Origin of the sequence: uncultured Roseobacter sp. (assembly GCF_947491795.1) — a bacterium.
Taxonomy (GTDB): domain Bacteria; phylum Pseudomonadota; class Alphaproteobacteria; order Rhodobacterales; family Rhodobacteraceae; genus Roseobacter.
Window position 1 is genome coordinate 21,807 of the sequence record NZ_CANLKW010000011.1, and the last position, 23,921, is coordinate 45,727.

At 53.9% G+C, this 23,921-nt stretch carries 14 protein-coding genes and 1 pseudogene; 5 read left to right on the forward strand and 10 right to left on the reverse strand.

All coding sequences use genetic code 11. The annotated features are described in order from the left end of the window. Nucleotides 1-68: 68 nt before the first annotated feature. A complete protein-coding gene (locus Q1A34_RS21060; RefSeq protein WP_300039304.1) occupies nt 69-1,319 on the forward strand; it encodes a flagellin in 1,251 nt (416 codons plus the stop codon). Nucleotides 1,320-1,907: 588 nt separating this feature from the next. Here Q1A34_RS21060 and Q1A34_RS21065 read toward each other — a convergent pair. Next, nucleotides 1,908-2,180: pseudogene (locus Q1A34_RS21065) on the reverse strand (IS481 family transposase); the annotation flags it as partial. Here Q1A34_RS21065 and Q1A34_RS21070 point away from each other — a divergent pair. Then, a complete protein-coding gene (locus Q1A34_RS21070; protein WP_300039306.1) occupies nt 2,067-2,330 on the forward strand; it encodes a hypothetical protein in 264 nt (87 codons plus the stop codon). The pseudogene Q1A34_RS21065 and the gene Q1A34_RS21070 sit on opposite strands and share 114 nt — an antisense overlap. Nucleotides 2,331-2,742: 412 nt before the next feature. Beyond that, nucleotides 2,743-3,525 carry a DUF2927 domain-containing protein gene (locus tag Q1A34_RS21075; RefSeq protein WP_300039308.1) on the forward strand — a complete coding sequence of 261 codons (783 nt, stop codon included), beginning with the start codon at nt 2,743-2,745 and terminating at the stop codon, nt 3,523-3,525. Nucleotides 3,526-3,613: 88 nt separating this feature from the next. Here Q1A34_RS21075 and Q1A34_RS21080 read toward each other — a convergent pair whose 3' ends face one another. The 5 genes from Q1A34_RS21080 to Q1A34_RS21100 all read right to left on the reverse strand — a co-directional run bounded on the left by Q1A34_RS21080 (nt 3,614) and on the right by Q1A34_RS21100 (nt 13,542). Continuing rightward, the gene (locus Q1A34_RS21080) at nt 3,614-3,814 is read right to left on the reverse strand and encodes a hypothetical protein (protein ID WP_300039310.1); all 201 of its coding nucleotides are present in this window, start codon (nt 3,812-3,814) and stop codon (nt 3,614-3,616) included. 72 nt (nt 3,815-3,886) lie between these two features. After that, complete coding sequence (locus Q1A34_RS21085) at nt 3,887-6,022, reverse strand: mechanosensitive ion channel domain-containing protein (RefSeq protein WP_300039312.1); 2,136 nt, start codon at nt 6,020-6,022, stop codon at nt 3,887-3,889. Nucleotides 6,023-7,083: 1,061 nt separating this feature from the next. After that, nucleotides 7,084-8,799, reverse strand: a complete 1,716-nt coding sequence (locus Q1A34_RS21090; protein ID WP_300039315.1) for a hypothetical protein — start codon at nt 8,797-8,799, stop codon at nt 7,084-7,086. Between the two features lie 659 nt (nt 8,800-9,458). Then, nucleotides 9,459-12,203 (reverse strand): hypothetical protein, encoded by a 2,745-nt coding sequence (locus Q1A34_RS21095; RefSeq protein ID WP_300039317.1) that lies wholly within the window; start codon nt 12,201-12,203, stop codon nt 9,459-9,461. Nucleotides 12,204-12,678: 475 nt separating this feature from the next. Continuing rightward, the gene (locus Q1A34_RS21100) at nt 12,679-13,542 is read right to left on the reverse strand and encodes a LysR family transcriptional regulator (protein ID WP_300039319.1); all 864 of its coding nucleotides are present in this window, start codon (nt 13,540-13,542) and stop codon (nt 12,679-12,681) included. A gap of 124 nt (nt 13,543-13,666) precedes the next feature. On the opposite strand from Q1A34_RS21100, the gene Q1A34_RS21105 reads away from it, so the two are divergent. Further along, nucleotides 13,667-14,662, forward strand: a complete 996-nt coding sequence (locus tag Q1A34_RS21105; RefSeq protein WP_300039321.1) for a hypothetical protein — start codon at nt 13,667-13,669, stop codon at nt 14,660-14,662. 176 nt (nt 14,663-14,838) lie between these two features. On the opposite strand, the gene Q1A34_RS21110 is transcribed toward Q1A34_RS21105, so the two are convergent. From Q1A34_RS21110 to Q1A34_RS21125, 4 genes are all read right to left on the reverse strand, one after another. Further along, nucleotides 14,839-15,498: an HAD family phosphatase gene (locus Q1A34_RS21110; protein WP_300039323.1), complete on the reverse strand. Its 660-nt coding sequence runs from the start codon at nt 15,496-15,498 to the stop codon at nt 14,839-14,841. A gap of 300 nt (nt 15,499-15,798) precedes the next feature. Next, entirely contained in the window at nt 15,799-16,341 is a 543-nt protein-coding gene (locus Q1A34_RS21115; RefSeq protein ID WP_300039325.1) for a hypothetical protein, read from the reverse strand. Between the two features lie 166 nt (nt 16,342-16,507). Beyond that, nucleotides 16,508-16,972 (reverse strand): GNAT family N-acetyltransferase, encoded by a 465-nt coding sequence (locus Q1A34_RS21120; protein ID WP_300039327.1) that lies wholly within the window; start codon nt 16,970-16,972, stop codon nt 16,508-16,510. 163 nt (nt 16,973-17,135) lie between these two features. Further along, a complete protein-coding gene (locus Q1A34_RS21125; RefSeq protein WP_300039329.1) occupies nt 17,136-17,849 on the reverse strand; it encodes a DNA helicase in 714 nt (237 codons plus the stop codon). Between the two features lie 730 nt (nt 17,850-18,579). Between Q1A34_RS21125 and Q1A34_RS21130 the strand changes: the two genes are divergently transcribed. After that, nucleotides 18,580-23,589 (forward strand): AAA family ATPase, encoded by a 5,010-nt coding sequence (locus Q1A34_RS21130; RefSeq protein ID WP_300039331.1) that lies wholly within the window; start codon nt 18,580-18,582, stop codon nt 23,587-23,589. Nucleotides 23,590-23,921: the final 332 nt, after the last annotated feature.

A 23,921-nucleotide genomic window follows, 5' to 3' on the forward strand; every position in this document is an offset into this window, starting at 1 on the left:
TTCGGGTTGGCGAGTTGGCAACGCGGGAAATGTCACGCAAAGCGTGAATGATGAAGGGAGCATTCTTCATGTCGAGCATTCTTACAAACAACAGCGCTATGGTTGCGTTGCAAACGCTGAAAGCGACCAATGCCGAATTGGGTAAGGTCCAGGGCGAAATTTCGACCGGTCTGACCGTGGAAAGCGCCAAAGACAACGCTGCAACCTGGGCAATCTCCAAGGTCATGTCGTCGGACGTCGCCGGTTTTGAAGCGATTTCCGACTCCCTGGCACTGGGTCAGTCTACCGTTGGTGTGGCTCTGAGTGCTGCAGAGAGCATCACCGATTTGTTGACTGAGATCAAAGGCAAGATCGTGAACGCGCAGGAAGAAAACGTCGACCGTGGAAAGATCCAGACGGATATTGAAGCCTTGACCAGCCAGATTTCTTCGATCGCGGGTGCCGCGCAGTTCAATGGTCTGAACCTGCTCACAAATGACGGGTATGATGCTGGTAGCGGGACTTCCAACATCCTTTCATCCCTGGACCGGTCTTCGACAGGTGTTGCTGCCTCGATGATTGACGTTGTAAAACAGGATCTTTCGACCTCGCAAGGCGTGTACAGTACAGCTGGCACCGCGGTCGAAGTTCCCGCAATGATATCCTCCACCGGGGCGCCAGGTACCAGTGTCCCCGCCTACACCGTTGTAACCACGGATATCACTGATAAAGCCATGTTCAGTATAAACGGGCTGGAAACATTTACTCTGGATCCTGATGAGCGGATCATCGTAAGCACAGTTGACGGCGACACGGTGAACAGCCTCCAGGATAAGCTGATCACAGCGCTGAACTTTGTGTCAGATACATTGGGCAACGAGATCACCTTTTTTGCCGATCCGGCGGTAGCAGGCCAGATCCTCGCGTCGAACGACAAAGATGTTGCCAATGCCATCGCGGCCACGAACATGAACAAAATCCTCGGCGCGACCGACGATGGGACCACCTCGATTGGTGGCGGGTTGTCGCTGCTGAACCAGGTCGACGTCACAAGCCAGGCCGGCGCTGCGGCGGCTTTGGGCGCTATTGAGAGCCTGATCCAGACATCAATCGACGCATCTGCTGCATTGGGATCTGCCGGCAAACGCATTGAAACGCAGGCTGAATTCGTCAGCGCACTGACCGACAATCTGAAATCAGGTATTGGGGCGCTGGTGGATGCCAATATGGAAGTGGCTTCGGCGAGGCTTCAGGCCCTGGAGACCCAGCAACAACTGGCCGTTCAAGCGTTATCGATTGCCAACCAGGCACCACAGACCATCCTGTCGCTGTTCCGCTAGGTGTTCAGTCCCGGCCTCTGGTAGTTCGGATTGACGATGAATCGATCTGGCTCCGAAGGCTTGGTTTTGCAGATGATTTTTTAGGGCCTGAGGCCGCAAGGTGTTCTCAGTCTCCGTACGAAGTTGCAGGCTGCTGAAATGCCCGCCAGGCGGGTGCGAAGTCGGTTTTTGTCCTTGTAATCGATGCGCGTGGCGTCCGGCCGTCCCCGCCCCCACCGGATCGGCTTTGGGCTTTACCGTCTTCGATCTTGCGTTTCACCCGTTGCATCCGCCCGTTGGTCCAACGGTAGGTGGGCTTCGTCAGGCAATGTTCAATCCCGTTCGACCATTGCCCTCAGACCAGTGGCAGACAGGGTCTCGCCCTTGCAGATTAGGTCACAGCGCATTGTCTGAAAAAATACTCTTTTGCGGTTTCAGGGCTGTTCTGCGAACTGAATGCCGTTGTCCCTCACCTGGCAGGGTACGTCCAAGGGACAGGCTCCGACAGGGGGTCAGAATGGCATGCACCTGATAAGGCACGTTTTCGAGCGTGTGCTGCAAGAATTCCAAGGCTGTCTTACTGCCCGCTTCCTCGACGGGTTGAGTCTCCGCAAATGTGCTTGTGCGCTCAATGCCGACGAACGGGCAAAGCTTGCCCTCAGCTGTGTGGTCCTCGGCGATGTCGATCTGGAAGACGCCGATGAAGCAATGCTTGAACTTCTGGCGCTTCGGCTTGTCGCCTGAAACGTCAGGCAACCGGGAAATGCGATGTCGCTGCTGGCACCGATGCAGCACCAAACGCCTAGGATGCCAGATGGATGGCCGCAAAGCACAAAGACAGCCTTCCAGCAGCAACAATTCATACTGTCTGAATGCGAATATGGTCGTTTCCTGGGCTTCAGCAGCGTCTTAAGTATCCGGGGCGCCATCGCGATCTTCAGGGTGCTGAAAAGCAAGTTGTTCCTGCTCTGTTTTGGAGTGGGTGCGCTGGCGGCGATGCTTTCAGACTGGGGGTGTGGCGCGTACTACTGAACGGGAGAAGCGGCTACTCGCTGTCATCTGACGAATGGAAAGGTTGGGCTCGGAGCGGACGTTGGCCACACGCCACACCTTCGGCTCCTATTCTGTGCGGTCGACAAAGTCTGCTATGCGGGACAAAGCGCCATTTCACTGCGGTTGCGCCAACGACCGTTTTGCCACATTCTCGAACTCCAAAAACCCGATAAATTTTCGCACATTGACCTCCTTGGTTGCCCCCTTAACCGCAACATGCACCTAAATCCCGTGATCCAACATGCTTCTAATTGACGACTGAGCCATACTCTCGCGAGCAGCCCCGGCCATCGTTTCTTCAAGGTTTACCGCTAGGTCTTTTTCATCTTGCGATACGCGCAGGTTTTCTGATGTAAAGGCGCTAACACTTCTTTGTTTCCTCTGCCATCTTATGCTCCGCCGAAAATACCGATTAGTAAGTTTTGGAATTGGTGCTTTGCTTGCAGCATCAATTCTCTGGCGCTTGCCAAGCTTCGCAGTTGATGGGAAAGACTATGATCAGTTTTTTCAGATGATTTCGACGACCGAGGCATGTGAGCCTCTGATTGGGGAAATCTGTCAAGTCCGGTCAAGTCGCTATATGGAAAGCATACGAATAGGCTTTTTCCACGCGAGCGATGGAGCCAATACTCAAACCGTTCACGAACACGTTGAAGAAGTTGTAAAAATTTTACGGGAAAGAGCCAAAATTGACATTTTACTAACGAACGAAAAGCCCAACCTTGTTTTAGTTCTTGCAGACGATGAAACTCTAAAAGAAGTGCGCAAGCTCGATCATCCCCTACTAGATGATACATATCTAAATCGATTGAACTCTCAAACTTTATCAGTCGGGGCCTGCGAAGCACGAATATTTGTCGATCAAAAGTCAGGTCCTTTTGACGAAATACTGAGTGCAATCGTCTTCGTATCAGAACAGAAGTCTGATCATGGGTATCGTAAATGCGTCGCTGAAGAAATTGTAAACTCACTGGGCTTGCTAAATGATCCCCTTGGACATGCGTCACTGTTTGACCATCCCGATCATGCGGTTTTCGAACATGAGTATTTAAACGAAACGACAATTGGTTTCCTTGAATATTTGTATTCAGCCGAGCAGGTATCTCGTCCTTCTTGGAATCTATTTTGGGAAGGGAAAAGGCACGCAATATTTCGCAAGATCACGCGCTTATAGTGATCATCAACACTAGTTTAAGAGCAGCATTCTCACCGGCCATCCAGAAGACACAGTGCATCATTCGACACTCAGAAGCAGACTCCATTCATATCGCAGCATCCGGAACAATGGGCTCAGAGCGGACCTTGGCCCCGCGCCGCATCTTGCCGATACCGGAGTAAGCTTCCGTTGGCTCGCGGCCCATAGACGACTTTGCGCCGTTGTCGAAACGCTGCGGCGCTGCCCGTAAGAGCGGCCATTCGACGCTGCTGCGAATGCCGGACGTTGACCAAAAGTCAGCTCTCAAGAAAACGTGCGCTATTGCTGTTGTCAGACCTAAATCTGGCTCCGACATTTGAACGCGTTCAAAACCGGATGGTTATGTTCCCCGCTCATCTTTGAGATGAAGCGCAGGTGCTGAGCCGTCTTTGCTTTCACCGAAGTATATCGTCTGGTGTGGGTACGGGATTTCGATGCCACGTGCGTCCAGGACACGTTTGCACAGTTCATTGTACGCGCGTCCAATGCCCCATTGTTTGCCTGGCGCACATTTGATGCGTGCGCGGAGCACAACGGCACTGTCCCCGAGGGCCTGAACGCCGAACCACTCCAGATCGCCTTCAATGAATTCGCCGTTCTCGCCCGCGCGCAACTGCTGGAAGGCTTCCTGCATAGCTTCACGACCATCATCGATGTTTTCGCGGTAAGCGATTCCGAGATCACATACATAATAGGAGAAGTCCTTGACGTAATTTGAAACCATATCGACTGATGAGAATGGGATCAGATGCACCGTGCCATTCACATCTCTTAGCGTAATTGAACGGATGGTGAGTTTTTCCGCAGTTCCGGTGGTACTGCCCAAAGTAACCACATCTCCCACATTTATCGCGTTCTCGAACTGTATGAAAACGCCCGTGATAATGTCCTGGACGAGCTTCTGCGCACCAAAGCCAATCGCCAGTCCCAATACACCTGCAGAGGCGATGAGCGGAGCAATATCAATGCCCATCTCAGACAGAGCGAACATTGAGATGATCACCATCAGCACAATAGTGGCGGCGTTTCGCAACAGCGTCAGAAGTGTTTTCTCTCTTGAGGTTGGCATGGACCCGTATTCGGGGTTCAGCCGATAGTCTACCCACGACACCAGCGTCAGCCATGCCAGAAAACCAAAGAGCAGGATCAGGCCGACGCTGACACCTGTGCCAACAGCCCACGTGCCAAAGTCACTCTGTAAGAGACCACTGAAGTCAATGATACCTGCAAAGTCCAGGGCAAACCCCAGTACGCAGATCGAAATGACTACCCGTATGATACCCAGAATACGGACAAAAAGAGCGTTCACCCGACCTTCCAGTGACGGCATGCGGCTGCTCAGAACCTCCGGCAAACCCAGCCCCCGGCTGCCAAACCTTGAAAGCCCGCCTGAGGCCAGCAGTCCAAGTGTAATCACCGCGATCACTTGCCCGGTCGTCAGAAGTACCGGCCATATCAGCCCGTCCGGACGGGCTGCGACGATGATGGCAAGGCCCAGCAGATAGAGGACAACCGGAACATACCAGTTCCGGGCTGCGAAACGGATGACACTGGGTTTTTCTTCCGGATTTTCGCCAAGGAACCAGGCCGCAACATCTCTCCTGTTTCTCAGGACAAGCATAAGTGACATGATGATTGCGACAAAAGCGAGAAGGGTTGATATGCCCCGACCCGCGCTGAAGGAGGCCTGTCGGTTAACGATTGGAACGATCAAAAGCTGCCCATAGCCGATGACAGTGGCAATGCTTCCCAACCAGAATGACATGTGTTTCGATGCTGCATCTGAAATTGAAACAAAGCGCAGCTCATCTGTGCTGGGCGAAAGGACCGCGCGAAAGAGTACTTTGGCCAGTCCAACAAGCAGGAACGCATTGAGATAAAGCGACTGCCGGACACCTATCGTTCCGGAATCACCGTGAAGATAAAGTGCGGCCAGATAACCAAGACCCCAGGCGAGAATGACCACAAAGGCATCCATCAACGTTGTGGCGATTGCGACAGCCAGAGTGCGCAGAAAGTCCCAATCGTGGGCGCGTTCGCCCATGCTTCGGGAAACCCTCTTTGCGAAATAGCGCAGGACAATATAGCTGATGGTCGTGGCAACAAAGACGACGGCAAGCGCAATCAGTGCGTCTGCCAACGTGGCAATCTGATCAGCGTCTAAACTTCCCAATGTTGAAGTTACTGACGTAATACCTGCCAGCGCAGATGCAAATGACCCGGCCGCGGTCTCTACAAAGCCTGACGTCAGTCGTGCGATTTGACGTCCGAACGACACCCGCTCCTCTGCTTCGGGGGCTGCTTCAGTTGCCGCAGCGACTTCCCTGAGACTGGCAATCAAAGCCTCCCGTGCGCTGTCGTTTTCCAGAAGGTCGATGAGTTGCTGCGCTTCGGCGACGGGATCCGCTTCCTGGGCAAAAGCCATACCTGAAACGAACATCGTAAAAAAAGCGAACGCGAAGAGGGCCAAGCGCATAAAAAGTCTCCAGCCTGTGGTGGGAGATCAACTAACTAGCGCCCTGCGGTGAATTGCACAACCGCACCGGAATGTTGGATAATTTCAGAAAAACCGCTGAATAACATAAAGACGTTCCAGATGAATGTTCCAAACACAATCTGTGCATTCGATGTCCGGGATGAGGTGCCGGGCGTGTGTCAGACGTTACGACGAATTTTCCAACCGACGGAAATCGCTGGCTTCAATTTGATCTGGCAGAACCGGGTTTGAGAGAATAGCTGGGAACAAGGCTTTCATCTCTGGCAACCCGCAACTTGATTCAGTCAGAAACACGGCCGCGTTGCGAGTTACTGGAAGAAGGCATAGTTCTCAACCTGCGTGACGTGAACCTCAATCCGGGCGCATCGCCAGAGGGCATTGTTTCCCTGCGTCTGTGGAAAGCACCGCATTTGATCGTCTCAGGAAGCTGATTCAGATACTCGGCCTTGGTCGGCGCAAGGACCATCAGCTCAAGCCGACGATTGAGCAAGTAGTCTTGCGACGATGCGCACTCAGCTGCTGAATTTTCATCGTGCCAGATGATCTCTCCGGCGAAGTCGTAGGAAACCGCTGAAATGACGGACGTCGGGCACTCATTTCTGCCAATTATCGAACACATGAATACTTGGGGTGAAACAAACACAAAACAGTGGCCGTTCGCTTCGACCCATCGAGCAGAAGGCCTAGGCTTGGACGGGCCATCAGAGGCAGTGCGGTATCGAAACAAAACGCGCTCCCTAACTGGACAAAGAACGTTCCATTGCTGCGATTCAACCTGGAACCTGCATCGTGTTGTGCGGCTCGTCAGAACGGCTGTTCACTGGATCCGCTAGTTCAAGAGGACGGCAAATTCACAATTTGCCGGACAGAGCGGGCTTTCGCCGCAGTAGCCCAATGATAGCATATCAAATGGTGAATTGTTTTCTGGAAAACCTGTCATGATCAGTCAGATAACATATTGTAATCGATAGGTTGAAAAGGAATGCTTGCTATGCCTCGTATCAGTTTGCCGAACTTGATTAATTTGTTTGAGTATAAGTCTACTGCGGAAACTCATACTCAAACAAAAGAAGTTTCGTCGCTCCCTGAGAGGTATCAGCAGCGCCAGAGAAGCCTTCTTGTCTGTCTATCTGCGACTCTAAGAACGCGAGGGTTTCAGGTGACCAGACAGGCTGAAACTCTAGCTTCGTGGCCGCGCCATTGCTGTCCCGCAAAGACATCTCGTTTACCCCATAGTGAACCTCCTGCCATTCTCCAGTTTCGACAACAAGATTTGCTTCTGGATCATACGCGTAGCGCTCGAACTGCGCCGATACATCGTATCTGGCTTCACGGTTTCCGTGCCCACCAAAACGAAATGTAACTGTTGTCCGCTCTGCGTCAGGCTCAGCGGAAATGACGGTAACGTTTGGGCAAGCTGAGAAGTCGTGATTCTTGCGGGTTGCCCATGACTTTAACTGCGATGGTGGAACATGACAAAGCCCGTTTGGGTTAGTTCGATAACTACTCAGCCATTTATACACTTTTTTTCTTGATACGCCGAACTCACGTTCAAATTTCTTTACTTGCACACTTAGCCTGGCAGAGCTCGGAGTTCCGAAAACGCTACCCGTTGGTACTGCTGGACCAAATGCGTTCTGTCCCTCGAGGCATGTTGCATTTTTTTTGAGCGACGACCATCCGTTCGAAAAAACCGGGTCAGTTGCTGGCAGGGTCTTTCGTGGAAAACTATATGCGTCCCGAAAATCTGTAACACATGTATGTCGGGCACTTCCGTCTACGAAACGGACATCGCCCAGCTTCGCAACGCCACCAACAATTCCTGGCGCTTCTTGCAGGGAGAGCTTCTTGCCTGGGAGTACAGAAACACGCTGACTCTTTGGCTCATTCGGAATCCAGACCTTTGCTGTTTCTGAGTAGATAGGGCGAATGCGTCCAGCGATATCTGGAAGAACAACAAGCCGAAGCTTCAGAGTAGTGGAAATCGAATCGGTCGCACCAAAGTAGCCACGGGGTCCAGAAGCTTTAGTTGTACGGGTTGCATGTAGCCTGACTGGCACAATGCTTATGTCATCCCGCTGCTTTTGCTCATCAATCCATGATTGCGGTATCAACAGTTCGGCGGTATTTGGTTCGCCCGTCGAATAGCTCTCAAATCCCTGATCCTCGCCGCCAATCTCAAGCGCAATGCTCACGGAGGCCTCGGCAATCTCAACTCCAAACCGCGAACCAGTGATGCGAATTTTATGGCCAAGCGGGCCCGGCTGCGGATGAATCACAAGCCCATCTACGCGGCGCATATAAAAAGGGGCCTCATCGGAAAACGGCAATTGCTCTATCAGCTGCTCGATATCTAGAGCGACTATGTCGCTAAGAGACACAAAGTCAGACCTACTTTCTTCAATCCGATCCAAAGCCGCTTCGATCCGGGCAAACACCTCCTCCTGTTGGTCATCTAAGCTCCGTAACAATTCACGGGTGTTTCTCCCGGCGACAACCTCAGCTCCGCCGATGGCCATCATTGCTTCGTTACCTGCTTGTATGAGAAGGGCGTTTCCGCTGTTTTCTCCTTCCACTATGAGGTCCTGAGCTCTTTCTTCGAAGTCCTGCAAAAGGTCATCGATAACGCGTTCTTTGATTTTCTCCAGATCATCTGTGACACCAAGGAAGTCCAGCACGCCAGCGTGCGCGGATGTGGAGAAAACAGCCACCAATAACAACACGCAAATATGGATCGCGCTAATCCTTGTCCACATCTGTTTTGACTCCAATAGCTATCCTCGGTGACGGCAATTCGTATTCTCAAATTTTGGCAATAACGACTGTAACACTGCAAAAGGCAAAATCAATCATTGGGTGGTCAAGTGGCAAAAAGGCGAATCGACACTACGCAGAATTTTGATGAACGTAATATGAAGCAGACCTTCACTCACCTTACAGAATAAAGTAACTTGGGCTCTCTAACGTTGTTAGATCCACCGCAGCATATTGCCTTTCCGAGCACAGTCGCTCAGCCAAGATCGGCCCTTACCAGTCATTCATCGTACCCGACTGCGCTGCAGTGTAGCTTCGCCGAACCGGCCATTCGCTGCGCCCTCAAAATTCTAGCGCGACCCGGGGTCTGCGGTGCGGGACAAAGCGCCAGTTCGCTGCGTCTGCACCAATGTCGGCTTCGAATGAAGGCGCTCAGTCACAAAATGGTGGATTCTGTCCGCATTCCCGCGCTTCTAAAGATCAGCTACTTCTCCCGGCCAGAAGCTTCCGGTAAAGGCGGCAGCGTTCTGGACGGCTTCTGAGCCGCTCTAGCCGTGATAAAAGTCCGGAATTTGGACATTGGCGGAAGCTACAACAAAACGCCAGCTGGTTTTCAAGAACCAAACAGACAAACCGGCGAAGAGAAAGCTGCATGTCTTGTTTACACAGGTACCATAAGCATAACTGCACGCCGCAGGCCTGCGGCTGTCGCTATGGATAGGCCGGCGTCACCAATAACCATTCCCCCTGGTGTTGGCGCGATGGACGTACCCCCGAAGTAGGTGGCCCAAATTCCGCCCTCTCCTCGAACGCCAAACGATCCGCTCGCGGACCAAATCACTGTCGTTTCGCTTTCCACGTAACTACGTTGCTCGCCTTCGGTAATGATTGCCTCTCCGTCGAGGCGCAGGATCAACCAACCGCCCCCCGTTGCAACAGGTCTCCGCAGCTTGTTCAAAAGCAGATCAACGGGTCCGAACCGCCAGCATGCTCGGATGCGCACACCGGACGAAAACCCAACCAAAGTATGGGGGCGGAAGACGAAGACCTCTCCCGGTAACAAACGAACGGCGCACAAACGACGCCCCATTCCTGTGGTGAGAATGAAACTACCATCTCCACGCCGGTATCGGCGAAAGAATGGGCTTGTTGGATGGCGCGTCCATCCCGTAAGCAGACCCCTGAGAAATAGTCCGAAGGTCGGCGCTGGCCGGAAACTTGCTGCTACCTGACGGCTTTTTACATTAGCGAAGGATCCGACGAACAGAGCATCGTCATCAAGACTGAGGTTTAGTGTCCCGTTCTCAGGTGCCGTGATGACCCGGTTCTCCAACTTTCTGACATCGTTGGTCGAAGACATTAAACCTTTGTTGAAACCTCTAACACGATAGACGTTTCGTAAATAAACATAGCCGAAGCTTTTGAATATTGCTGCAATTAGGACCAAGACCGCAATGTGATAGGTGACGTCTGCGTAGCGGAACGCAACCCAAAACGCCCGGTCTGTTTCTGCTCTTAACCATGCTACGTAAATCTCGACCGCTTCTGTTACCGCCGCCTCTGCTGCTGCGCTACCGGAGTCAACTTCGGATGCCATATCTTCCAGTCGGGCTGTGAGTTGGCTTTCCGCGAAAGCTCGTGCTCGCTGGTAGCGATTGTCTAGAAAGCTCTTGCCGCCGTCGCTGAGACGACACCGGACATGCCACCATCTGCATCCCCCTTCGATGTCAAACACACGATTAAGGCCTCGGTCAGTCTCGGCTTCTGTTTGTTCGGCACGCTTGACAGACAGGTAATTCGGTATTGCGTTTTGAAAGATGCGACCGGCTTCGTTCGCTGCCCAATCTGTTCCCGATCGAGCACCGTCTCCGCCATCCTCTACAGCTGCAATGGCATTGCGGCGTATCGTTTCGAAGTGATATCTGACGGCGCGTTCAGTGTCTCTCTCTAGCGAACGTGGTGTGCATGAACCATCGATCTCGTTCGTAAAGAGAAGGCGCCCTTGCACATCGCATTCGCGGCTTTCTAACATTTCAGAGTCGGCGCTTTGGTCTGCGTAGAGCGGGTTCGTCATATGCCGCCAGAGCAGATCTGTCGCAAAGGACACGCCGATCAGGATCGCAATCAACGGAAGGCATTGCACCGCCGTACGTGCCAACAATGTGCGGACTTCGCCCTTCGGAACGTTATACCATAGATGCCGGTTAGCGAGTGCGTAGAGACGCACCACACGCACTGTCAGAAGGATCGCCGTCGCAGAAGTCGCAGCAGCTCCGATGTACAAAAGTATCGATAAATCAAGCTCGTCGTTGCTATGGGCGGGATACCATAGAGCGATGCCGATTACCGATAGGACAGAAGCCAGCATCGCAGGGACGACGATATGACCTTCGCGCAGAACGAGTACGGCCGTCGCTGCCGCTAACGTTATGGCGATTGAGACGATCAGCGTAGCGCTTGCAAGGCGCGCCTGCGATTGTGCATCTTGCAGAACCGAGCGCGCGGCGAGGGAATTGGCCAAAATAGCGCGGCGACCGTTTGCGTTAGAGATTTCCGCTAAGACTTCGTCCGCCAGCACATCTACTTCGGCACGGCGATCTATGGCTCTTTGCAACGAGACCTCCGCACCATTTCTGCTCACGCCTGTCTCAGTTACGCACCTTTCCCTCATCTGCCTAATGATACTCCGCGCCACTATATTGTTGTCGCCCCGAAGAAATCGAAGGTCGCCAGAGTTAAGAGCTTCACGACCGAAATCTCTCGTGTCGCATGCCTCTGCTGCTACGGATGCTTGGCGCAGACTTTCTTGTGCGGAATTCACAGCGTCTCGTGCCGCAGCTTGATCGGGTAAACGAGTTTGTAGTTCTCGGATTTCTCGCTCTGTTGCGCCCGAAATTCCGGATTTCAGCAAATCGAGCATGCGCCTAAAATCGCTGTAGCCAACGAACTCGTCTAACCCACTGCTATCGAATACGCGCCCAATATCCCTAACGGCTACCATTTCTTCTGCAATGGCAGTTTGAAGCGCTTGATCGGAGGCTATGGCGTCTATTTCAGCCGCGCTGCTCTCTGTGCGGGTGCTGGCCATGCGCGCCTCCAGCGCGACGCTACGAGCCAGCAAATCGGTAGAAAGGTCGATCATTTGAGGCGGCGTAATAGCGAACCCGAGTAATGGAACCGCCAGAAGCCCGGACCATGCTCTATGTGTGCGCCACGCAGCGATAAATGCAGCCACCGCGATCAAGAACCAAATCCATTGGGCTGATGGTGAAACAAAACTGCTCGCCCACGGCGTTGCTATGTGCCAAGCAGGACCCAGTGCTGGCCACGCTGCCGTCAGAATGATCGCCGCGAGTGCCGCGCCCAAAGCGATTGGCAGAAACAAACGGGACACGGATACAATCATGAACCTGATACTTTCTCATGCGTGCGCGTAAGTCTACTGTAAGTAGATGTTTAGGTAGCGCCTGTTTCAGAAGCGAATTTCCGTGGGACACGTGCAATAGCCAACGCGCCAAAAACGGTTTTTTTCACAAGCGATCCTGGCCCCAACATCGTTGAAAAAACTTGTGCCACAACCCCTTGGCAAAACTGCTTTAGATTTATCACGTTTTTGGCAAGTGCCAAGGAGCGAACATTGGTGCAAAGTGCAGCATCTGGCAAAAGGGGCTCTCTTCAGACCTCGGGCGCAGCGCTGCATCTGCTCAATCACGCTCCCGGCGAGCGGCACGCGGCCCTTACCAGTCATTCATCGTACCTGACTGCGCCTCAGTGTAGCTTCGCTGAACCGGCCATTCGCTGCACCCTCAAAATTCTAGCGCGACCCGGGGTCGGAAGGGCGGACTTTGCTTCCGTTCGCTTTCTCGAACCGAAGGTCTGCTTCACTCGAATTCAGACGCAATCCAATCAACGACCCGCTTGATGCGTGTCTGGCGCAGATGGTCTTTTGACCATGAGATATAGAGCCCATCATCAGAGGGATCGGGATCAACCCAAACCTTCACCAGTTTCTTAGACCGAAGTTCATTCTCCACCATGTAGGTCGGCGCGATTGCGATGCCGTGACCACCGATAGCTGCATCGAGAGCCAAGGCAGATCGGTCGAAGTTGAGTAGCTTGTGCGTGTCGCCATACCCGGTTTTACGTATCAGCTTTTCCCACCGCTGGTGCGCATCCTGAAGGAGCGGTAGCGTCAGCAGCGTCTCCAGTCCGATCGGCCAATCTGGTCGAAGGAAATCAGGACTGCATACGGCAACTAGGCGGATATCGGTCAAGCGACGAGATACGTGAGCTGTATTTGTGTCATGTGCTCTACCAGGCCAGATTGCGATCTCGTTCCGGCCTAGACTGCGCGCCAGAACCTGCTCGTGGACCTGTGTGGTCAGGGATACGTTTGGGAACTTGGCCGCGAAAGCGTTCATCCGGGGCATCAGCCACTTCGTTGCGGTGGAAGACCCAAGGTGTAGCGTGACGCGATCACCTTGTTCGCCGATGCTCACCAACGCGGTATCAATGATCGCGAGGGCTTCTTGCATGGCTGCATGGCAGCGCTCGCCTTCCGGTGTCAGCGAGACACCGCGTGCGCCGCGCACGAAAAGAACCACTCCCAGCTCGATTTCGAGCTGCTTGATCCGCTGTGAGACTGCGCCACGCGAAAGGCTCAGCTCCTCAGCCGCGCGTTGCAGGTTCCCGTGCAATGCGACGGCAGAGAACACCCGGAGCGCGTTCAGGTTTACGTTCTTCATTTGGTGCCTCGAAGGCGGTAGTTTTTCTAAACGCTGATAGAATTATCCGGCTTTGTCAATTTGGTGCATTCGGTCGATACAAGCGGGAAAGCAGCACCCAGCAAAAGCCAAGAGAGACCTAGCGATGACGCAGACTATCCGACCAGCGACACCCGACGACATACCACGCCTTGTCGAACTCCTCATGCTGGATGCGCAGGAACGCCATGCCGAGGATGCGATCCTTTGGAAGATGGCGGATGACGCGCCCGCACAGATTGAAAAAGCGCTGGCTTTTGCTCTGACGGCAGAACAACAACTCTTTCGACAGTTTTGGCATGTCGCGGAGGATGGGGGTCAGATTTCGGGTGTCGTCCATGCGATGATGCTGCCTGTGCCCCCAATCTATGCGGGTCCGTTCGGCAAACCAGGACTGATCATGCCCGACTCCTTCATTCCAGCCGATGCACCGAATGGCACAGTTAATGGCCTACTGACCGCAGCAGAGGACGCCCTTCACGAAGCCGGTGCCAGGATCAAACTGGCATCCTACGTGGCGGACGAAGCTTGGCGAACCGCGTTTGAGGCAAGCGGCTATGAGCCTCTGACGCTCTACCTGTCGCGCAGTGACCTTGGCAATAAGGGAATGCCCGCCGGTGTTCGGCAAGCGACGGAAGTCGATGTTCTTGGTATCGTAGCCCGCAGCGCCAAGAACCGTCAGGTTCTCTATGACATCGACCCGTTCTGGGAAGTCCATCCCGAAGCTGATCAACGTTTTTCGGCCTGGATGACGCGGAGCCTGACCCTGCGGGATCGCGAAATAATGGTTCTGGAGTCGGCTGATTGTCTGGAAGGCTATGTAATTGCACAGCCTGCATCCCGTCTGCACTTTCCCCCGGCTCATGACATAACTGGCACGGGTGTCATAGATGATTACTACCACCCCGAGATGGCCAACCCTGTCGCACTGGAACGTGGCATGAAGGGGGCAGGCGCATTGCTACGTGCCGCAGAGGCTTCTTTCGCGAACCGGGGAATGGGGGCCGCGTTTGTCGTCTGCCCGGCAGGCTGGAAATCAAAGATCGATCTGCTGGAAGCCGCCGGTTACGAGACAGCAATGGTTTGGTGCATCAAGCGCTAGGCATTCGCTACGCTGCCATTCGGTCAGGCCCCAGCATCGGCGAAATTGGGCTCGAAGCTGAAATTGGCATCGCGCCAAACCATTCGCTCCTACTATTTGTACCTGTCGGTGTCGGCTATGCGGGACGAAGTGCGCTTTCGCTGCGCTTGCACCAATGTCGACTTTGTATCCCTGTTCTACCAAAGCCCGACAACTTGCGCCCCGGCTATGAGATCACTGGCGATATAGTGCCCGAGCTTGAGCAGTTCGGCATCCGGGGCGACGATGTCGGGTATCTGCACTGTAATGAGTCCGGCTGCATGAGCTGCTCGGACACCGTTGGGTGAATCTTCGAATGCGACGCAGTTCGCCGGATCGTGACCCAAACGTGCGGTAGCACAAAGGTAGATATCCGGAGCAGGCTTGCTTGCCGCAACCTGATCGCCACCTACGACATTTGGAAAAAGCGTACCGAGCCCCGCTCGCTCGAGGTGAAGATGCGCCTTTTCCGTGCCGGTACTAGTAGCAATAATATAAGGAATTTCTCGCTCCTGCAGATGTTCTGCCAACGTGCGCACCCCAGGTTTGACGGGGATGCAGTCTGCGAGACGTTCCGTAACTTTATCATCCCAGGCGGCATCAAATTCTTCCAGCGTGACGTGTCCCGAAAGCCCTTCGGCTAACAGTTGGCGTCCCAACGCACGGTTCGTGCCAACTAACCGTCTGAAAAGGTCATCATCTTGCCGCAATCCGAGACCTGCAAGAGCTGTGCGGAAACCCTCGAAGTATACTTGTTCGGTATCGAGCAAGAGCCCGTCCATATCGAATACAACTGCTTGCAGAGTTGGACGATGCATGAAGGATGACCCCGGTTACTTTGTTCAGTTTTAGCAAACAGCCGACATTCGTACGGATTGCAGCATCGGTAACTATGGGCTCAAAAGCGGACCTTGGCCCCGCGCCGCACCTGGCCGCTACCGGAGCAAGCTTCCGGATGCTCGCGGCCCTTAGGAGACATTCATCTCGCAAGCCTACGCCGCAGTGCAGCTTTACCGAACCGGACTTTCACTCCCGGACATCGTTAGCCTCTGACACATGCATCCTATTCCATATGAACCCTTTGGGACACGCAGCTAGTTAAGATCTGAGGCGTCTTGTCATTGCGAGATGATATTACGAGCAATCAGTGTGTATTCGAATGCAGGAAACTTCGTTCCATAGACATCCGTGTAAGTGACTGTGACGACAGTATCATCAAGCTTCGTTCTCAGGGCTTGAGATCTGATCTGAGTTGCAATGTTCTCGGGGTCGGGATCAAAGTACAATAGTCTCTGTGCACTCCCAGATGAAACTGCGCTTTCTGCATCTAGTTCGAAAATTACTATCTCGCCTGCAGTACCTTCGGAAAAGCTGTCGGGGTCGATTACCGTGTTAGCGACTGTACCGTCCTTATATTCGTAGCTGACCTCAATGAGGACCATCGGGCCTGTGCCCACATTCTCCAAGTCTATATGAAGGTCATCAGAGGTCTGCGTGAACAAAATAGTTGGGATCGGTCTGACCGAAAGCTTCATATGTTTCCGCTGTGTCATATCGGAAGAAACGGACACGAAAACTGCTGCCACTGATGCCAACATTGCTCCTAGAGCGATCCACCTATCAGTCGTCATATTTGTATGCCTATCCTGTTTTTTGAGCATTGCAACTTCCCAAAATCCTTACAAGCGGCCCAATCCGGAATTTGAGCGGTGGTTGGGCATGCTGCGATGCGGCCCGTCGTACCAGCCATTCGCTGCGCAAGCAAAATCAGGAGACAGGCGAACTAGTGCAACGCGGGACAAAGCTGACCTCCGGAACCTAACTCGATTAGGTTCGCGCAATAGCTTTCGTCATGAGGACTGTCTCTTCGTCTCCAAAGAAGTTCCGCGACTTTTCAATGAATCCCAAGGACGAGTAAAATTGCGTGGCAGAGAGTGAGGAAGAGACCTCAAGTGTTTCAATTCCGTCTCTCGCAGCGATCTTTGCAAGCTCACAAACCAAGGCAACACCAATCCCTCTTCGGTGCCAATCAGGTGCAACAAAAACTGATTTTAATTCAGCGCCCCGAATTGCCCCAGTGCCGACAATTTGCTCTCCGGCCAGAGCAACCAAAGTCTGTCTCTGCTGCAGCAGACCCGCAATTCTCTCTGTCGTGAAGTTCTGCAAAAGACGATTGATTTCGGCTCGCGGATAATCCTTCGCGTTGACCTGTTCAATAGCCTCGCGGATAACTCTGCCGACGCCTTCGGCATGCTCGATCGTAGCTGGTTTCAATGTGAGATAGTCGCTCATTTAAAGACCTGGGTATCCGTTATGATCCATGTCTCCTTGGGCTCCAACCAGACGTTCGTCTCCTAATTGTACTGTTCCGAGCTTCGCCAAGCCGACGATGACGTCATCTGTGTGGGACTTTGCGGGCATTCCGTGAATGTCCACAAAGTCCGTTAGGCTAGCCTTATGCGGCCTTCTCTATCTGGACGTTACCGTCATGCAGGAAGCACGTCTTATCGAAAAGAGACAGCTCAAGGGAGTTTGGCAGCCGTACATCCCCAAGGCCTGGCATGTCGCTGGACGACAGATCGAATGCGCGGTCGATCTGTGATATTAGAACCACAATTGCCTCGTTTTCGACGGCAAATTTCTTGAGCGCTCTGACTTGGTCTTCAAGCGAAGGATTGCTGCGACGTTGATCCAAAAGCTGAAGGTAATCGATAACGACCAGCGCCTTACCAGGTTCGTGATCGAGCCGTTCAATGATATAGGCCGCGCAGATATCGTCCGATGTGTCTACGACGGTCCGACGGGCCCCTGCATCTTGGTCGAGGCAAAGTTTTGCAAACCGGTCCCAGACATCTGCTTCATTGTATTCCAATGAAAAAACATAGCTTTTGCGACTGTTTTTCTCAGCTAAAGCGGCCAGCTCCAGCCCAAGGAGTGTTTTGCCATGACCGGGACGCGCCCCGATCAACACCATATCGCCTGACCTGAGCTGGCTCATGATTTCTTTGGCTGGTGTCGCTTTGGAGGAGCTAGAAGCCAAGTGACTCCAGTCCTTGAAGCCTTCTTTGGCGGCAATCTGATCGAGAGCCTTGTGGAGCCTGATGTCATTCTCGCGGGCGAGCAGCTTTGCATGACGTTTAAGGGTGTAGATTGGGGATGAGAGTCTCATCTTGAACCTCCGTTTGCGAGCGGTTTCCGCAATCCCTCCTTATGCGAATGCTCGAACAGGACAGGTTCGAATTGGTCTCGCTCCGCATGTTAAATGCTGCCCCAGTGGAGGGGGGAGGCCCGAGCAAGGCTGCAGATGCAGGATATCCGGATCAACGGAAAGTCTCAATCGGTTTTTGGTCATTCGCTGCACGCCAACGAATGCTTAAGTGGTCTTACTGCGGACTTCGGGAGCAGCGCGGCGTTTTTAATGAAGTGGAAGTTAAGCCTGTTGAGGACGGCCCATTGCTGCCGTTGCCGACATAGTTGAGCGCCGCGGCGCAGCTTCACCAGACCGGACCTTCGCTGCGCCTGAATGATCCAGGTACCCGCGAATTCACGCATCGCGGACTTTGTTGCCGTTCGCTGCAGCTGCGCCAATGGCTCCTTACCGTATTTTCAAAGGCTAAGGAGAATCCTTTCCTTAGTGACTGCTTCGAATGGGTTTTGGCGCTTGCCGCGCTCTTCATGCCTTCGATATCATGTATCGAACCGGTTCATCGGCATCTTGGCCAAATACGTCGCGGCGCAGCTTCGAAAACCTGTTGCCAAACCCACTGTATTTCCGAGCGCTTCCAACCTAGCGATTTTTTTTTGCCATTCGACGTGTTGGGCGATGCTTGCGATCGCTGCGCGCGTCAGAGTTCAGGACTTCGCTTTTGGTCATCACGATTTTTCGATAGTATTGCCACATGAGTGAGAGTGGCGTTTCAGGGAAATTCGTATTGGATTGGCACAGCAGTTTTGTCGGGCGTGACGCCGATCTGAAGGTACTGCATGACGCTTGGGACGAAGCACGTGGCGGAACGCCGCGCGTGATAGCGATCGTGGCAGAGAGCGGCTTTGGCAAAACACGGCTCGCCCAGGAGTTCTACAATTGGCTGTCGACTACCCACGATTGCGTAGGTGATGCAGGCTATTGGCCTGACCGCCTCCTGCGTGAAGAAGACAATCTGCGCGTCAATCCTGATCCCGCAGATTGTGGTGGCGAAGACGGCGCGGCTATGCCGTTTCTTTGGTGGGGGTTGCGACTTTCCGATCCCGGTGAGCGCAACGCTACCGCACGAGGCGCGTTTGCAGCTGGCCTCGACAAATTGCGCCCGCATCTCGAGCGCACAGCCCGCGAAGTTGAGCGCGCCGCGATAAGACGTCGACAACTGTTGGGGGGCGGCGAGACCGCCGCAGATGTGGCGTTAGGGGTCGGCGAGACCGCCGTCGACCTCATCTCTTCAATAGGAACTTTCGGTCTGTTGGGCTTGACCAAGACAATTGGCAAGGCCGCATGGGAGCACCGAGCGGCGATGCAGGATTTGCGCAGTCTCAATGAGAAGGATGTTGGTCCCGCAGCGGCCCAAGACCGCGGACGCGATCAACTTGCAGAAATGGCGATTGGGGACCTTTATCGGCTCTGCAAGGTGCCTCCTAGGGGAACAGAACCAGTCCCGCTGGTGGTGCTCGTCGACGACGTTCAGTGGTTAGACTCGGACCTCGGCACGGCTTCTTTTTTAGGTCTCCTGATGTCGCGCGCGCGCGCAGAAAGCTGGCCGCTACTTTTGATCATTACCAGCTGGCAGCGAGAATGGCGTGCCTCCCGCACGGCGGGAACGGCACTAGGAGCGTTGGCTGCCCCGGATTTGGGCGACGTGATACACGAACTGGCTGGCGTGGCGGGTTTGGATGAAATTGTACGTGAGGCTTTTCCGGGCCTCACACCTGCGCAGGTCGTCGCTCTCTCGGACAAGGCGGAAGGAACGCCGAGGATGCTCGATGAGATGCTTATGTACCTTTCGAGAAAGCGCAAAGCGTTCGTTGATCGAGACATCGCCTCGGCGCTTACGGAAGCGGGGCTCGAGGAAGTTCTATCCCGAGACTTCGCTTCCTTCGTAGCAGATCGTCTAGAGGAAGCGCCAGATCATGTCCGCCAAGCGCTGGCGATTGCGAGTACTCAAGGCGTGAGCTTTTCACCGCGACTTGTCCATAGAGTCGCTGAAGGAATAATGGTGACAGACGCGGCGGATGGACTGCGCGAGGGAGAGGATCCGCACAGTTTCGTCACAGGCACCATGGGGGACAAGGCAAACAAGGAAGCTGAGTTTCGGCTGAGGGCCTACCAATTGGCCGCTCGAGAGGACCTTGGAAATTTGCTGGACGAGAGTGTGGTGGAGGATGAGCTTCGAGCGGCATTTTCTGAGGTAGCCGCCAACCCCATCGAGGCGAGCGAACAGGAGCTCAAGCTCATACTGGAAGCTGCCACGATGCTGGAAGACGATGCAGAAGAATGGAACCTCGCTGCCATCGATACAGGAGCGGAACTGATCAAGCGAGCTAGTACGGCTTTCGATGTGCGAACAGCCGGCGAGCTGGCGGACCAGTTGTTACCATTGTTCGACGACGAAGCAGCCTTCCAGAGGCGGAAAGCGTTGTACCAAGTCATGGACGCGAAAAGGTTATGGAGCGGTCCAAGCCGCGAACTTGAGGAGAAGATAAGTGTTACAATCGCAAACCTTCGAAAGAACCTCGCGGCTGCGGACGAATTTGGACTGAAACAGGATCTTGCCGAAGCAATATCTAAGCTAGACGATATCGTTTCTGTCCTTGACGGTCCCGCTGTGGCACTGCCACTTGCCGAAGAACTGGTCAGCATCTGTAGAGACTTAGTAAAAGACAAGCCGACCCTGGAGATGCGGTATTGGTTGGCGGTTGCTGTATCTCGCCTTGGTACCAACGTCGGCGAAATCTCTGGCCCTGCGGCTGCGCGTCCGCTACACGAAGAGTCCGTCGAAATCATGAGGGCACTACTCGCCGAGGAGCCCTCCGCAAAAATGCGTCGCGGACTTTCGATGTCGTTACATCACCTTGGCATTGTCGTTCACCAGATGGCTGGTCCCGCCGCCTCACAAGCTTTGCGTGCAGAGGAGCTGAGGCTATCACGGACTCTCGTGGAAGAGCAGGCTACACCGGCCACGAAAGATGATTTGGTTGTTTCACTGTTCAGGATGGGCGAAACACAGGCTGCACTTGAAGGTCTCGCAGAAGCGCGGACATTCTATGAAGAGGCAGTCCGCATCGCCAGGACACTATCCGATGAACTGACAACACTCGGAGCACGACAAACCCTGGCAAATGCGCTTTGCCGTCTCTTCGATGTTGTCTTTGCTCTCGACGGGCCAGCCGCTGCACGACATGTCTGCGAAGAAGAGGTTCACCTTGCACGGATACTCGCAAAACAGAACCCTATACCTGCGGCAAGACGAAACCTGGCATTCGCACTGTCCCGTCTCGGCGCTGTTGCAATGGAACTCGATGGCCCGATTGCTGCTCGGGCATTGCGCGAGGAGGAGGAACGCCTTGTCCGCCAGTGGGTCGCCGACCAGCCAACACACGGAGCGCGTGGCGAACTCGCCCGGACACTGTCCCGACTTGGTGAAACCGTCGAGGCAACGGATGGTCCTGCTGCAGCACTTCACTTATACGAAGAGGCGCTAGAAATCACCCGAATACTGCTGAAAGAGCAGCCGACACTCTCCATTCGACGCGATCTTTCTATTAGGTTGGCCGACCTGGGCAGAGTTTTGAACACGCTAAAAGGTCCGGCTACGGCCCGTTCACTCCATGAGGAAGAGGTGAAGCTCTCCCGAGCACTCGCTACCGAACAGGTTACTCCCGAAGCCCGGCAGGATCTCGTATTGTCGCTAGTTCGTTTTGGCGAGGTGCTTAATGACCTCGGCGATCCAGCCGAAGCATATCCTTTGCTTGATGAGGCGGTTTCTATCGCTCGCGCTTTGACCAAAGAGCAGCCGACACCGGGAGTGCAACGCGCTCTGGCGTCCGCGGTATGTCAACTCTTCTACGTGGTCGAGGCCTTGGACGGTCTCGTAGCTGCGCGACCATTGTGTGAAGAGGAGGTGCATATTTACCGGTCGCTGGCCGAGAATTCGCAGACACTAAGCTCACGAAGTAACCTGTCGATTGCACTGTCTCGTTTAGGCCGCGTGGTTGCGGAATTAGATGGCCCCGCAGCAGCACTATCCTATTGCGAAGAGGCCGAAAGCCGCTCCCGTGCGCTCTTCCAGGAGCATTTTACACCGGAAACAAGGCGCAACCTAGCATCTACATTGTTTCATCTCGGCAACATGGTCGAGGCGCTGAATGGACCAACTGCGGCGAAACCTCTCGTCCAAGAGATGGTCGACATTTCTGATGCCTTGGCAGAGGAGCAGCATACGGCGCAGTCTAGGCGCGACTTGGCTATCGCGCTGTCCAAACACAGTGGAATAGTCGAAGAAATAGAAGGTCCTGCTGCTGCTCGGCCTCTGCATGAGCGAGAAGAACAAATTAACCGGACACTATTCGAAGAACAAAACACCTATCCAACAAGGCGGGACCTTATGCTCTGTTTGTCTCGTAATGCCGCCGCGCTCGAGAAGGTAGACGGACCTGCCGCCGCAATGCCCATTGTCGAGGAAATGGTCATCCATGCCCGGACATCTTTTCAGGAGAATCCCACGCGTGAGTCGGAGCGTGATATGGCGCATGCGCTCTCAAGACTCTCTACCACAACTATTGCATTGAAAGGTTCGCGAGCGGCCCGACCGTTTGTCGAGGAGATGGTAGACATCTTTCGGAAAATAGCCCGAGAGCATTCTACGCCAGAGGCGCGATACGAGCTAGCATCGGGGTTGTCCCGTCTTAGCGACATCGTCTTGAAGTTTGACGGTTCCCGTGCTGTAAAGCCCCTTATCGAAGAGGAAGAGCGTCTGATGCGGGAGCTCGCCCAAGAGCAAGCTTCACCAGGTGCCAAGCGCGACCACGCATTCGCCACATCTCGCCTTGCAAGCGTGACCGCTTCATCGGAGGGCGCCGCCAGAGCACGACATCTACGCGAGCAAACTGTCGATATTGTTCGTCAGCTTGCTGAGGAGGAAGATTCTCCAACCGCCAATATGAATCTAGTCGGAGCCCTTGATCAATTGGCCGACACCATCCATGATACCGAAGGTATCCAAGCCGCGCGACCGCTTTGGAACGAAGCCTATCATCTCGTTGAGGCCACACATGACGGACATCCTTCGGAAGACACACATGTTTGGCTTCTTGCACTTCGACAACGCCTGATCCAAATTGAATTACTCGAACCGCAGCCTTGGCGTCGCGCATTTGCGCTGGAGATTTTGACACCAGAGGCTGCAGTGTTCATCCCTCGCATTGAAGCGCTCTTAAAGGACTTTGAGGATTGGGCCAAAGTAAGAGACCCTTCAATGACTTCCGGATGGGTTGAAGGCGTGCTCCTTGATCTTGCTCGTTGTCATCTAGCCTATGGACGCGCAGAGATTTCTCATGAGATTTTGTTATCGTGTGCCGACAGTCTTGCGGCAGCTCATGAAGCGCACATCGGAAAACTGACACCACTCGCGACCAACCACGCTATACTATCGGGCATAGCCGCACTTAATGCAGGGTTCATGATACCCGCTTCCGAAAATTTCCAAAGGGCGACTGAGCTTGCCAAAACTAATCAAGACACCACTCCATACACTTTGAGGCGGGACGCGGTGATTGGGTGGTTCCATGCTTCATGCTTGCAACAACTGGATCGCGCAGCCGACGCTCATGGACTCTACGAAGCAGGCCACTTAGCCGCAAAGGGCTTTGCTCGGTTTGGTATGCAAGACGGAACTGCAATTCTTCAGGTTTACCAGTAAGCCTGATCATATGAGTGGACTGGGCAAACAGCCAAAGGTTACAAAGTGCAGAACGGGCCACAATCATTACGTTGAAACGCTGAATTTGAGAAAAGCGCGACTGGAAAAAAGAGGGTTTGGTCAAAGCTGCTCCCTCAATGCCTTAGTAGTCTGGTTCAACAGGAATATTTCTGATCGCACTCCTCAAAGCGGCCATTGGTGCGCAACGCAGCATCGGTGAGTCTGGGTGACCCAGCCCCCTGATCCGGGCCGTTCGGGTGTAGAATCCGTTCTTGTATCTTTCTGTTGATTTGGTCGCCATCAAGGCCTGCTAAGCGGAGCCCTTGCGGAGC